This is a genomic window from Chryseomicrobium sp. FSL W7-1435 (genome assembly GCF_038595005.1).
Lineage (GTDB): Bacteria > Bacillota > Bacilli > Bacillales_A > Planococcaceae > Chryseomicrobium.
In genome coordinates this window covers 615,796-629,012 of record NZ_CP151997.1, presented here as the reverse complement: position 1 = coordinate 629,012, position 13,217 = coordinate 615,796, and the positions used below count along the sequence as shown (strand labels likewise).

At 43.8% G+C, this 13,217-nt stretch carries 15 protein-coding genes; 10 read left to right on the top strand and 5 right to left on the bottom strand.

All coding sequences use genetic code 11. The features are described 5' to 3' along the window. Window positions 1-7 precede the first annotated feature (7 nt). Window positions 8-1,204 (top strand): acyl-CoA dehydrogenase family protein, encoded by a 1,197-nt coding sequence (locus MKY84_RS03460; protein ID WP_342527767.1) that lies wholly within the window; start codon window positions 8-10, stop codon window positions 1,202-1,204. Window positions 1,205-1,586: 382 nt separating this feature from the next. Here MKY84_RS03460 and MKY84_RS03455 read toward each other — a convergent pair whose 3' ends face one another. Both MKY84_RS03455 and MKY84_RS03450 read right to left on the bottom strand, forming a co-directional pair. Continuing rightward, window positions 1,587-2,648 carry an LLM class flavin-dependent oxidoreductase gene (locus MKY84_RS03455; RefSeq protein ID WP_342527766.1) on the bottom strand — a complete coding sequence of 354 codons (1,062 nt, stop codon included), beginning with the start codon at window positions 2,646-2,648 and terminating at the stop codon, window positions 1,587-1,589. Window positions 2,649-2,755: 107 nt separating this feature from the next. After that, entirely contained in the window at window positions 2,756-3,547 is a 792-nt protein-coding gene (locus MKY84_RS03450) for a hypothetical protein (protein ID WP_342527764.1), read from the bottom strand. Window positions 3,548-3,707: 160 nt separating this feature from the next. Between MKY84_RS03450 and MKY84_RS03445 the strand changes: the two genes are divergently transcribed. Beyond that, on the top strand, window positions 3,708-3,890 hold the full coding sequence (locus MKY84_RS03445; RefSeq protein ID WP_342527763.1) for a hypothetical protein: 183 nt from the start codon (window positions 3,708-3,710) through the stop codon (window positions 3,888-3,890). Window positions 3,891-3,909: 19 nt separating this feature from the next. Here the strand turns inward: MKY84_RS03445 and MKY84_RS03440 are convergent, their stop codons facing one another. Both MKY84_RS03440 and MKY84_RS03435 read right to left on the bottom strand, forming a co-directional pair. After that, a complete protein-coding gene (locus MKY84_RS03440; protein WP_342527762.1) occupies window positions 3,910-4,419 on the bottom strand; it encodes an SRPBCC domain-containing protein in 510 nt (169 codons plus the stop codon). 88 nt (window positions 4,420-4,507) lie between these two features. After that, window positions 4,508-5,707, bottom strand: coding sequence for an iron-containing alcohol dehydrogenase (locus tag MKY84_RS03435; protein ID WP_342527761.1), 1,200 nt, complete (start codon window positions 5,705-5,707; stop codon window positions 4,508-4,510). A gap of 262 nt (window positions 5,708-5,969) precedes the next feature. On the opposite strand from MKY84_RS03435, the gene MKY84_RS03430 reads away from it, so the two are divergent. Continuing rightward, window positions 5,970-6,524, top strand: a complete 555-nt coding sequence (locus MKY84_RS03430) for a GNAT family N-acetyltransferase (protein WP_342527760.1) — start codon at window positions 5,970-5,972, stop codon at window positions 6,522-6,524. Window positions 6,525-6,611: 87 nt separating this feature from the next. On the opposite strand, the gene MKY84_RS03425 is transcribed toward MKY84_RS03430, so the two are convergent. Continuing rightward, complete coding sequence (locus tag MKY84_RS03425) at window positions 6,612-7,286, bottom strand: universal stress protein (protein WP_342527759.1); 675 nt, start codon at window positions 7,284-7,286, stop codon at window positions 6,612-6,614. A gap of 162 nt (window positions 7,287-7,448) precedes the next feature. Here MKY84_RS03425 and MKY84_RS03420 point away from each other — a divergent pair, with 162 nt between their 5' ends. The 7 genes from MKY84_RS03420 to MKY84_RS03390 are packed head-to-tail and all read left to right on the top strand — an operon-like array spanning window position 7,449 to window position 13,196. Next, entirely contained in the window at window positions 7,449-9,845 is a 2,397-nt protein-coding gene (locus MKY84_RS03420; RefSeq protein ID WP_342527758.1) for a Na+/H+ antiporter subunit A, read from the top strand. After that, window positions 9,832-10,269, top strand: coding sequence for a Na(+)/H(+) antiporter subunit B (locus MKY84_RS03415; protein WP_342527757.1), 438 nt, complete (start codon window positions 9,832-9,834; stop codon window positions 10,267-10,269). The genes MKY84_RS03420 and MKY84_RS03415 overlap by 14 nt, the downstream gene beginning before the upstream one ends. Further along, window positions 10,257-10,598, top strand: a complete 342-nt coding sequence (locus MKY84_RS03410) for a Na(+)/H(+) antiporter subunit C (protein WP_342527755.1) — start codon at window positions 10,257-10,259, stop codon at window positions 10,596-10,598. The genes MKY84_RS03415 and MKY84_RS03410 overlap by 13 nt, the downstream gene beginning before the upstream one ends. Further along, a complete protein-coding gene (locus MKY84_RS03405; protein ID WP_342527753.1) occupies window positions 10,588-12,063 on the top strand; it encodes a Na+/H+ antiporter subunit D in 1,476 nt (491 codons plus the stop codon). Before MKY84_RS03410 ends, MKY84_RS03405 begins: the two co-directional genes overlap by 11 nt. A 26-nt stretch (window positions 12,064-12,089) precedes the next feature. Beyond that, window positions 12,090-12,575, top strand: coding sequence for a Na+/H+ antiporter subunit E (locus MKY84_RS03400; protein WP_342527752.1), 486 nt, complete (start codon window positions 12,090-12,092; stop codon window positions 12,573-12,575). Continuing rightward, window positions 12,572-12,862 (top strand): Na(+)/H(+) antiporter subunit F1, encoded by a 291-nt coding sequence (locus MKY84_RS03395; RefSeq protein ID WP_342527750.1) that lies wholly within the window; start codon window positions 12,572-12,574, stop codon window positions 12,860-12,862. The genes MKY84_RS03400 and MKY84_RS03395 overlap by 4 nt, the downstream gene beginning before the upstream one ends. Further along, entirely contained in the window at window positions 12,846-13,196 is a 351-nt protein-coding gene (locus MKY84_RS03390) for a Na+/H+ antiporter subunit G (protein ID WP_342528847.1), read from the top strand. Before MKY84_RS03395 ends, MKY84_RS03390 begins: the two co-directional genes overlap by 17 nt. Window positions 13,197-13,217 lie beyond the last annotated feature (21 nt).

Genomic DNA, 13,217 nt, shown 5'->3' with positions numbered 1-13,217 from the left:
TGCTACTATGAACTTTCAATTTTCAGAGGAACAAAAAATGCTTCGCAAAACCGTTCGTGATTTTGTCGACAAAGAGATCATTCCTCATATTCGTAATTGGGATCGTCAAGGCAAATTTGACCCTGCTATCATTCAACGACTGTCAGACCTCGGCTTGATGGGCGTCTGCATCCCTGAAAAATATGGTGGTAGTGGAATGGACTACAATTCCCTGGCTATTATCTGTGAAGAGCTGGAACGTGGGGATACGGCATTCCGCACCGCCGTGTCAGTGCACACAGGATTAAACAGCATGACCCTATTGCAATGGGGTTCGGAAGAACAAAAGCAAAAGTACCTCATTCCGCAAGCGAAGGGCGAAAAGATCGGGGCATTTGGATTGACGGAACCAGCTGCTGGATCGGATGTTGCGGCACTTGAGACTACTGCCAAGCTAGATGGAGACCATTACATTTTAAACGGCCAAAAAGCATGGATCTCCCTTTGTGACATTGCCGATCATTTTTTGATTTTTGCTTACACGGGCAACAAACAAGACAAACATAAAGCCATTTCTGCTTTTATCGTCGAGCGCTCGTGGGAAGGATTTTCTTCTCACGCGGTGAAAGGCAAACTTGGAATTCGTGCAGGCAACACTGGCGAATTATTCTTTGAAGACGTAAAAGTGCCAAAAGAAAACTTGCTGGGTAAAGAAGGCGAAGGCTTTAAAATTGCGATGGCTGCGCTTGATAACGGCCGCTTTACGGTTGCAGCAGGAGCTGTCGGCTTAATTCAAGCTTGTCTAGAAGCCAGTGTCGACTATTGCCATACACGTGCGACCTTCGGAAAATCCATTGGACGTCATCAACTCGTCCAGCAGATGCTCGCCAATATGGAAGCTGGCTATCAAATGAGTCGTTTACTTGTATACCGTGCGGGTCAATTAAAAAACGAAGGCAAACGTAATACTCGAGAAACTTCTTTAGCAAAATGGCAAGCCTGTGATTTTGCCAATAAAGCTGCAGATGATGCGGTACAAATTTTCGGAGCCAATGGGTACTCAGACGAATATCCAGTCGAACGTTTCTTACGGAACTCGAAAGCCCCTGTTATCTATGAAGGTACACGCGAAATTCATACCTTGATGCAAGCAGACTATGTGCTTGGCTACCGCGAAGATAAGACTCTTTCGCAAATGCTCCCTGCTTGGGATGGTCAGGAGTAACTGAATAGTACTACTTAAAAACCTGCTGAAATGCAGGTTTTTGTATTTTCTAGGGATACAGTCTTTAAGCCCTTCCTAGTAAGATCTTGAGTATCAAAAGCCCTTCCTAGTAAGTTCTTGAGTATCAAAAGCCCTTCCTAGAAAAATCATAGATTTTCAGCAAAAGTATGTTCTGGAGGAATACTTTAGTTTGGTGATTATTACATTACATGTGCTGATTCTGACGTTAGCGCCTCCCATTCTTACATTAACTTTGCTCATTATGGCGCTACGACTCCCCACTCTTACATTGCTGATATTATGGAAACTAAAACAATACACCTTCCCATCAGCTCCAATAAAAAACGTCAAAACCCACTTTACTCTGGGCTTTGACGTTTCTTTATCCTTTTTTCGTATACTTCTTAACCGCCGGTAAAATCTTACTACCAATCAACTCAATATTGCGCTCCAGTTGATTAAACGGCACTCCACCAAAATCCATTTGTGCGATGTACCGTTGGTGTCCAAATAGTTCATGCTGATAAAGAATCTTTTCAATCACTTGCTGAGGACTGCCGACATTCAATACGTCTTTCGGATCCTGAGCACTCTGCTCAAATGCAAATTTCGGATAGCCGCGGCCGTTACTTTTCATCATGCCTTTGTCCACATACGTATGGTACGTATCGATTGCTTCTTGCGACGTTGGGGCTGTAAAGAACATCCCTGCAGTGGCGATTGGCAATTGCTCTGAATCATGACCAGCTTGACGCGCTGCGTTCCGGTACGCTTCAACAGAGTGCTGGAAGTTCACAGCTTGACCACCTAGCATGGCAAGCATCATCGGTACGCCTGCTGCACCAGCTTTGATTGCACTAGCCGGAGGGCCTCCGACTGCGCGCCAAATAGGTAGCTTGCCCTCGACAGGTCGTGGTAGCACTTGCGCATCTCGTAATGGCGCTCGGAAATTCCCGTCCCAAGTAATGCTCTCTTGCTCATTGATTTGTAGCAACAAATCAAACTTCTCTTCATACAATTCTTCATAATAGCGAATATCATACCCAAGCAATTCAAATAACCCGATTCGGGATGCACGACCTGCAACGATCTCAGCACGCCCTCCTGAAATTAAATCGATTGTTGCAAAGTTCTCAAACACACGCACAGGGTCTGATGTACTGACAATCGTGGATGAGCTGCCAATTTTAATCTTGTCAGTCGCTTGTGCAATAGCTGCTAATACAACCGCATGGGCCTGTGTCGCAAAATATTCCTGGTGACTCTCTCCCACACTAAAGAAGTCCATACCTGCCTGTTCTGCCAATTGAGCAAGGCGAATGATTTCGTCGATACGCTGTTTTGCAGAGATTCGATCCCCTGTATGTGGATTTGGCATATGGTCGCCAAGTGTATAAAGGCCAAACTCCAGGCCATTGTCTTTTTGGATTCGATACTGTTCCATCTGTTCTACTTCCTCTCTTCCGGTTTCCTGCTTTTCAGTATACGCAGTTCCCGAGTGACCAGAAAGCACAAACACTTCGAGTTCGAGATTTTCAGTCTTTTGACGGACTACAACATGGAACCAATTAGATAAAGACCTCCAATAAAGAAGACAACAAGCCCCACAGGAATACCAATAATCAAGGACCATTTCCGCTTCTTCTTCACAGTCTCTTCAAACTCTTTGATGGACATCGAAGTACGAAGTCCTCCAGCATTGACTCGTTGCCACTCGTCATTCAAAGCTAGTTCATCTTTCATCCAGCCCCCTTTGACTTCATAGGGAATGCGGTCTGATTCCTTATTGAAATACTCGTCGCGGTCTACAGGTTGAATAGCCTTATTGCCAAGCCAGTACATCCGGTAAGGTGTATAGGTCAAGTTCATTCCCTTTTCATCAATGAATTGCAGCCACTCATCAACTTTTGGGTTCTGGTGCTTATCAAATAAGATTTCCATTCGCTCAGTCTCTGTGCGAAAAATCAACATCGGGGCCAATTCTTCTATAATTGGTCCATGAAGTTCAATAGAGCGTCGCCCCATACTATTCAACGTACGACGTACATAGTAAGGCGCAATCACGACTTCTTTTATGTCGGAAAGGGCAAACTCCTGTGTGACACCATAATCCCATTCCGGTCGGTAACTCACGCCTCGGACGTGGGTTTCTGTCAGTTCATAACTAGATAAGTGCTGTTCTTTCCATTTGTAATGCTTGTAGATTTTCCAGGCCTGGTACAGAATAAAAACTCCTACTGGCACCAACCAGATAATTGTCAGGATCCAAATCGATTGGAACTCAGTCCATACCCATAGCGGAGTGATAATGAAGGTCAACCCAAGTAAAATCAGAAAAATCATTACGAAGTAAAAGACAATTTTCCAAAACCACTCCGTTTTTGGTTCGCTGTATGTAATTATAGTAATCACCTCTCTCTTTTTTACGATTCAATGTTTAGCAAGTTTCACTTCTCCCCATGTTCCCTTTTCTGCTACACTAAAACGGTAAAGGAGGGTTTGGATGAAAATTTTTCAGTATTTGACAATGTTCATTGCAGGCACTTTATTTTTATATGTTTATGCACAAATCATGCCACGTGAGGGCCCAGTTTGGTCGGTACTTTACTTCGTTATCGGCATTCCATTATTAATCTTTTTGATTTATGGCATTCAACAATTCTTCATGCGCTTTGCGCGAAAATAAAATACCGTTTCCCTGTAAGCTAGCCTACACAGGAAACGGTATTTTTTTGTTGTGGCATATTTGAAAATCCAAGTAACCATTCGCTTCGCTCGACAGCCGCTTGTAGTTGGTTTAATACTCCTGCCCAAACTAGTTCATGCCAATCGTAGGCATAATCCCAAGTCGTATCGTCTCCAAATCCTTTATGGAACAACTTCACACATGTCGTGCCATCATGATTCTGTTTAAAGCGCACGTTAACAGTGGTCTGGGGTACTGGAGCATTCATCAAGTTAGAAAATTGCTTAGGCCCTTTCCATGTAAAGGTTAATTCTTGTCCAGGAGTCATGTGAACAATGTGGCAGCCTGCCGTATTTTTGTTTGGCAAATTCCCTGGCACAAAAAACAGTTCATAGCGTCCACCAACGATAGGATCAATATGCGCAATTGGCGCAAACCATTTCTCCACTTCTGCTGGCACTGTCCATAATTCCCAAACACGTGCAACGTCTGCTGTTATTGACAATTGGTGGTAGATGACACGTGTCATGACTCCCCCTCCTCATAATTGGTTATTTCCTAGTATATACCATATATATTCTACAGTTCAATAGGAAAAATGAGGGAGATTAGTAAAATTAGGCAAGAATCTTTCGGTAGATTGATTCAAAGTCTTTTCGGTTCATAATCACTGGCACTGGATATAATGGATTGGCTTCCTTATTTGCTTTTTTGGCCATAGCTTTGATGTCACTTTCTTCAATTCCCGCAATTGTTGCTGGAATGGCCATCGTTCTATTCATTTCTTCGATGCGCGCAATAAAAGCCCCTGCTTTCACTTCATCGGACTGACTCTCATCGGCTACACCTGCAACCACGGCAAGTTGAGCCAATCTCTCTGTCACAGTGTTTCCATAAAAGCGCAATAGAACGGGTAGTAGCACAGCATTGGCAAGACCATGAGGTACATTGTAATAACCACCCAACGTATGCGCAACAGCATGTACATTTCCAACATAGGCGCGTGTGAATGCTAGGCCGGCTAGGTAAGAGGCTTTTTGCATGGCTTTTCGTGCCTCTATATCTGTTCCTTGTTGATAGGCCACAGGTAGCCAGTTAAAGATCAATTCCACCGCCTCTTTGCTGAATGCCTCTGTCTCAGATGTGTTGCTCTGCCCGATATATGCCTCAACAGCATGTGTTAAAGCGTCCATCCCTGTAGTCGCTGTCAAAGCAGGAGGCAAACCTACTGTTAACAGTGGATCTAATACAGCGACATCTGGTATCAAGACGGTATCATTCACCGCATACTTTTCTTTCGATTCTGGGTTGGAGATAACAGCTGCTACTGTACCTTCACTTCCCGTACCAGCTGTTGTCGGAATCGCCATAAGAAAAGGCGTTTGTTTTCGGACTTTCAACTGCCCTTTCATATCCGGGATCAGTTTATTTGGCTGTGCTACGCGAGCTGCCACTCCTTTTGCACAGTCAATCACTGACCCCCCACCAAAAGCCACGATGGCCTGACAGTTTTGGCTGTTGTACATGGTATATGCTTGTTCAATATTGAGGATGGTCGGATTGGGTACTGTTTGATCATAAACTATCGCTTCGATATGTAATTCTGCTGCTCGTTCAACAAATGGTTGATAGAGCCCAAGATTGGTCATTGCCTCGTCCGTGACGAGTAGAAATCTAGTGAATTGACGATGTTTCAATTCATCTACACTCTCTAACACACTGTCTTCTCCTGCTACTAATAGTGGCGTGCGCCAAGGTAAAAACTTCGATATCCCGCGATAAGCCGCTTGATAAGAACGTGCATACAATGCATTCATAGAATTAACCTCACTTCTTTCCGTCTTTCTTGGTTAGTTCGCCACGGCTTCTGGAAGTTCCTGCTTTTGACTTTTGCACTTATTTAACGTATGATAAGTCTTGCGATGAGCTGCTCTGTATAAGTCGGACAGACACTCCTTCGGGAACACGTTGTGGAGCGTGGTCTGGTTCGCCTCAGATGAGAGACTAGCATAGGCTAGTCCAGCCCCTTTCCTTTACGGAAAGGGGTTTTTTCTATGTATTTTAAAAGGAGTGTTTCCAATGCTACGTAAAGCAACCCCTAAAGATGCCCAACATCTAGCCCCTCTTTTATACGATGCAATTCATGAGATCGCCTATTCTTTAACAGGTGCCTCCTCAAAACAAGAGGCTCTTCTTCTACTTGCACATTGGATTGAGAAACCCGCGAACCGCTTAAGCTATGAAAATATTTGGGTGGAGCAACAAGGACTATTGCCTGTTGGACTGCTTGTTTCGTATACGGGAAACAAGGCCATGCAGCTTGACCTTCCTTTGCAGCAGGCTCTACGCAAGCTGAACAAGTCAGACGCCCTAGATGTTGAGACAGAAGGCAATGTGCTTTATATTGATACCTTATCTGTCCATCCTGACTATGGTGGACAGGGAATCGGCACGACACTATTACAAAAAGCTTTTGAAGAAGCCAAGCGAAGAGAGGTTGAGGCTGTGACGCTCAATGTCGATTTGACAAATGTTCGCGCCCGCAAGCTGTATGAGCGTCTCGGATTTGAAGAACTCTCAGTTCGTACAATTTCTGGGGCTGCGTTTGCTTACATGGGGAAAAATATGCTTTAAATCCGGAAACTAATTACATGATGTGGAGAATGTCACTCTACTAACCCAAATAAAAAACCCACTCGACATATGCGAGTGGGCAGCGTGTTACGTTTCGATACATGATTTGATTTTTTCAGGATGATCGATTTTGCCATCGTGCACGGATACTTGATGAAGCTCATTACCATCCATGAACTTGAAGATTCCGTTATTGAAATCTGTGCCGACTTCTTTAAAGAAAATCCCTTCAAGCTGACACTCTTTACGCTGCGTAAAGCTGAGTACGTAAGAGTCGCCTTCTTTCATTAAATAGCAGCGGATTCCCCGTTCGAAAAGCTCATCTTCAGATGCGCGAATGGTTCTAGCAACTGACACCACATGCAAATCCACAAAGGGAAGTTCTCGAAGAAGAGAGTTTATAAAGGAACCCTTCGTAATCTCTTCCCAACGGCTCTTAGCAGTTTGGCCAATAATAATTTGTGTAACGTCAAATTGATTGGCCACCTCGGCAATCACTTTCGCCGTAGGACGTTTTTCATCGTCTCGAATGACGAATTCCTGTGCACCTAGCTCTTGCGTCATGTCTTTCCATTTATCCATATAAGCCGTTTTCTCAGCATCAAATTCATCTATTGGCAGAGCATCTACAGTCAAAATATATAAAGGGCATCCCAACATACTTGACAGCTGATGACCACGACGAATTAAACGCTCCCCGTTCGGACCATAAAACACACATACCAAAATACGTTCATCCATTTTCCCACGGATTGCTCCCATTTCTGTAAACCTCCAATAATTCTTGTACTTCCAATTTAAACCTCAAAAGTATATAACACTTTCTTCTACTGTGCAACAATCCTTATAGTTTTACAAGCTATCCGCTAGCAGTTACTCTTATACATGAAGGTTTTTTCAGACTTTTTAGGAGGATTTTTGCCCATGCTGTTCTTTTACATATTCTTCCCGCTCCTTGTGGCAGTAGGGATTACATTATTTTCAACAAAAGTCAGGCGAGATGTACTGGGCTGGATTGCTTTTGCTGTCCCCGTGATTTTATTTGCTCTTTTTGCTTGGCACATTCCAACAATTGCCTCGTTTGGTGCAATGGAGACGACATTTTCGTGGATTCCAACCTACGGGATTGACCTCACTTTTATTTTAGACGGCCTCAGCCTCATCTTCGTACTTCTGATCACAGGCGTTGGCGCCCTCGTCATCTTATACTCTATCTTTTATTTGTCCCTTACAGATTCATTTGCGCACTTTTATACATATCTTCTGTTATTTATGACAGCGATGCTCGGCGTTGTATTATCCGATAGCATCATCGTACTTTACGTTTTCTGGGAACTTACGAGTATCTCGTCATTCTTACTGATTGCTTTCTGGTTCCACCGGAAGAATTCAAGAAATGGCGCAATCAAATCATTATTGATCACCATGGCAGGTGGATTTGCGATGCTTGCGGGGTTCTTAATGCTCCATGTCATAACCGACTCCTTCAGTTTGCGGACTATTTTAAGCGAACTCCCACAGATGACAGATCATGCACTCTTTTATCCTGCGATGGGGCTGATACTGATCGGTGCTTTTACAAAATCCGCCCAGTTCCCATTCCATATTTGGTTGCCGGACGCAATGGAAGCTCCGACTCCTGTCAGTGCCTATCTGCACTCCGCTACCATGGTGAAAGCGGGGATCTATTTAATTGCCCGTTTCACTCCTGGTTTTGGCGGAGATATCTACTGGTTCTGGGTCATCACCATCATTGGTTTAATCACCCTGTTCTGGGGCTCATTCAATGCGGTTCGACAAAATGATTTGAAAGCATTGCTTGCGTTCTCAACCATCAGTCAACTTGGCTTGATCATGACGCTACTTGGGATTGGTTCAGCGAGTTTGAATTCAGAAATTGGTGAAGCAAAAGCACTTTATACATTTGCTCTCTTCACAGCGTTATTCCACCTTGTGAACCATTCAACATTTAAAGGTGCTTTATTCATGGTCGTCGGGATTGTCGATCACCAAGTAGGGACGCGTGATTTGCGTCGCCTCGGTGGACTGATGCGCTTTTTACCTATTACATTTGCTCTTGCGATTATTGGAAGCTTCGCTATGGCGGGACTGCCGTTCTTCAATGGTTTCCTCAGTAAGGAAATGTTTTTGACGGCCGTATTGTCTATTCGAGATCTCCCGATTTACGGCGGTGCACAGATTGGTTGGCTAATTGTGCTTGTCGCTTGGGTAGCAAGTCTATTTACTTTTGTTTATAGCATGATTCTTGTGTTCCGCACATTTACCGGCCGACCTATTATCGATGAAGAGTACAAAAGGCCTCAAGAAGCTTCCATCGGTATGTTGATTTCCCCGAGTATCTTGGCATCATTTGTTATTGGCTTATTTTTCTTCCCGAACATTTTAAGTGAGTATTTATTAAAACCTGCACTGGAAGTGCTTGTTGTGGACGGTGCGGCACTAGCACCAAAAATCTATGCATGGCATGGGTTTAACACTGAACTACTTTTAACTGCTGGAATTGTGTTGCTTGGTAGCCTAGCGTATTTGTTGCTTAAAAAATGGCGACCTTACTATCAATACATTCCTTCCAATTGGTCGTTCAATACGTTGTTCCGCAACACGCTCACAGGTTATGAGCGTTTAGGGGAGCGCGTTACCACACGGTATATGAATGGGAACTTGCCTTCTTACTTCTTGTACATTTTCAGCTTCTTTATTATTGCTACATGGACAGGATGGTTCTTAGTCGGTCCTATCAGTTTCAGTATGGATAGCCCATCCTCTATCACGGTTTATGAAGGATTGTTGGCTGTAGCGATGGCAGCGGCAGCGATTGCTATCCTCTTCGCCCAGTCCCGTCTCACTGCTATTTTACTGAACGGCGTTCTCGGATTTTCTATAGCCATATTCTTTGTATTCTTCCGAGCGCCTGATCTTGCTTTGACGCAGTTGGTCATTGAAGCCGTTACCACTGTCTTATTCCTAGTGTGCTTCAATTACTTACCTGAATGGAAAGTAGAGAAGTTGTCCCTTACAAAAAAAGTACGCAACGGGCTGATTGCCGCTTTTGGTGGTCTGACTGTCACGATTATTGGTTTAGCTGTAAACAACTATTCTAAATTTGATACTATTTCTACTTACTACGAAGATTCGTATGAGCTTGCAGGCGGACGCAATATCGTGAACGCCATTCTTGGGGATTTCCGTGCCTTCGATACAATGCTCGAGGGGCTGGTCCTCTTTATCGCTGGCATTGGCGTATTCACGCTGATTCGTATGCGCCAAAAGAAGGGAGCGGAGCCACGTGAAAATCAATGATGTTATTTTAAAGACGGTCGTCAAAGGCGTCGTGTTAATCATCTTGACCTTCAGTATTTATCTGTTCCTCTCAGGTCACCATACACCAGGTGGAGGCTTTATCGGCGGACTCGTTATGGCGTCAGCCTTTGTTCTTCTCTTCTTAACGTATGATGTGGAGACAGTCAGTGAAGGGATTCCGATTTCCTTTAAAAAAATGTCGGCCATCGGTGTGTTGATTTCTGTTGGAAGTGCTACATTCCCCATTTTTCTTGGCCAACCTTTTTTGAGTCAGAGCTTCGGCTATTTTGATCTACCGATTTTCGGAAAAACAGAACTTGCCACGGTCACCATTTTTGAAGCAGGGATTGCACTGACAGTTGTCGGTGTAGTTGTAAACATTATTTTAAGTATTAGCGAGGGGTCGAATAAATGGAAAGCATAATCATTGTACTTGTCGGCATTTTGACCTCCGTAGCCATCTATTTGTTACTCAGCAAAAACTTGATACGCATCATTTTAGGTACAGCGATCTTGTCGCATGCTGTCCACCTGTTAATTTTAACAATGGGCGGCCTTAAATCTGGTACTGTGCCGCTTCTCGGTGAAAACGCCGAGCGTTATAGTGATGCACTGCCACAAGCCCTTATCTTAACGGCCATCGTCATTAGCTTTGCCGTCACGGCATTCAGTCTCGTTCTTGCTTACCGCGTTTACCAAGAATACGGTACAGATCGAATGGATGAACTGAGGGGGTCTAACGATGAGCAATAGTTTAGTATTATTCATGGTGATCCCTATCATCGTCGGGATTATCTTAATCTTCTTTAGAGAAAGTCCAAAATTGCAAAGCTGGTTTAGTATCGGTGTATTGATCGCCCTGTTTGGTTTAGGTCTATACATATTGCAACAAGTTCAACAAAACGGCATTATGCGATTGGATTTTGGCGGATGGGAACCACCTTTTGGCATTTTATTTGTAGCCGATACGTTTGCCTTATTACTTAGCTTGACTACGCTTCTCGTCACCATCATCTGTTTACTTTATGTTGCATTGTCACCACGCGAACAGATGATCAATTATTACTTTTACCCGCTTGTGTTATTTTTGAATGCCGGAATCATTGGATCTTACATGACAGGCGACATTTTCAACTTATTTGTTTGTTTTGAAGTCATGCTCTTGTCTTCGTATGTTTTGATTACACTCGGAGGAAATCGCATTCAATTACGTGAGGCAATGAAGTATGTGACAATCAACATCGTGTCTTCTTGGTTCTTCTTGGTAGGGATTGCTTTTGTTTACGGCTCTGTCGGCACATTGAATATGGCACACATTGCAGAGCGAGTTGCAGCAAGCGGTATGGATCCCCTTCTTACAGTGGTCAGTATCGTATTCCTCACCGTATTTAGTTTAAAAGCAGGTCTCTTACTTTATGTCTGGTTACCTGGTTCGTATAGTTCTACACCAACTGTGACTTCTGCACTTTTTGGAGCCCTTTTAACCAAAGTCGGCGTTTATGCTCTCTTTCGCGTCTTCACGTTAATTTTCAATGAAGGCACTGTCATTCCGACATTCATTGCCATTATGGCCGGGTTGACGCTGATTGGCGGTAGTCTTGGTGCAGTCGCCTATACAGACATCCGAAAAATTGCTGCCTATAACGTCGTAATTGCTGTTGGGTTCATGTTGGCAGGCCTTTCCATCGGCACGACACTGGCTATCGAAGGAACGATTTACTACATCCTTCACGACATGTTTGCAAAAGCGCTTCTCTTCCTTCTAATTGGGACGATGATCTTCTTAACGAACAAGGTGCACATCCATGAAATGAGTGGACTGCTGAAGAACTACCCTGTCCTTGGCTGGTCTTTCTTTATTGTGACATTGTCACTCGCGGGCATTCCTCCGTTTAGTGGCTTTATGGGGAAAATCCTTGTCATGGAAGGTGCGCTTGAAAACGGTTCGTACATCTTATTGTTCTTATCTGTCGCTTCCAGTCTCGCTGTCTTATATTCACTTCTTCGCATTTTTAGTCAGTGTTTTTGGGGAGAGACGATTATTAGCGCTGAAGAACAACGTCCTCTTCCAGCCATGCGTCTGATGCCGATCATTATGCTTGCGAGCATCACACTCGCCCTAGGACTTGGCGTAGAAGTAATGGCTCCCTATGTACAAGAAGCCGCTTCACTACTAGACCCGAGTACCTATATCGATGCTGTCTTAGGACGCAAGTAATAACTTTTAGAAAGGTGTGAATTCCGTTGCCCGCTCAATTTTTATCAAACTTAATGATTGCTGTCTTGTGGACGTTTCTGATGGATGAAGACGCTTTTTACTTCCCCACATTTTTGACTGGTTATATTTTTGGAGCGGTCATCGTTTTCTTCATGCACCGTTTCTTCGGTAGCAAGTTCTATTTATTACGTGTTTATGCACTCTTAAAGCTTGTGTTCATTTTCACTTCCGAACTGTTCCATTCAAGCATTATTATCTTAAAACAAATTTTAAGCCCTACCCTCTCCATCAAACCGGGAATCTTTACCTATGACCATAACATGCAAGGTGATTATGAACTTACCGCTCTGGCTTTGCTACTAACGCTGACACCGGGTTCCGTCGTCATGGAAGTTTCACCAGACGGAAAGACGTTTTTCATTCACGCCATGGACATGGAAGTCTCACGAGACGCTGTCTTAAAATCCATTCAAACCTTTGAGAAAGCGATTATGGAGGTGACTCGCGCATGATGCTCGTATTAACAATTTCCCTCATGCTGTTCACATGTGCAATTTTCATAGCCCTTTACCGCATCATCGTCGGTCCTTCGATGCCAGACCGCGTCGTTGCGCTCGATATGATTGGAGTAAATCTGATCTCACTAGTAGCTGTTTTTTCGATTGTGCTTCATACCCATGCTTATTTAGAAGTCATTTTGATTGTAGGAATCTTAGCATTTATCAGCACAGTGGGTCTTGCCCGCTTTGTCGAGAGAGGAGAGATCGTCGAACATGAGCACGATGATGGAATGGATTAGTGTATTTTTGATTTTGACAGGTAGTATCATGGCCGTGATTAGTGCGTTTGGCATTCTTCGTTTGCCCGACGTCTATACGCGTTCCCACGCCGCTACTAAAAGTTCGACACTCGCTGTACTGCTCTCGCTACTTGGTGCTTTTATTTATTTTTGGGCAAACGAAGGGTTTATTAGTATACGTTTGTTATTAGGCATTATTTTTGTATTCATTACAGCGCCAGTAGCCGGACATATTATCACTCGTGCTGCTTACCGATCGAAAGTGAAGCTGGCCTCTTCTTCTGGAGAAGATGCACTGAAGCCTTACCTTGAAAAATCACCGAAAGACAACTAAAAAAACCACTTCCTCGTCTGT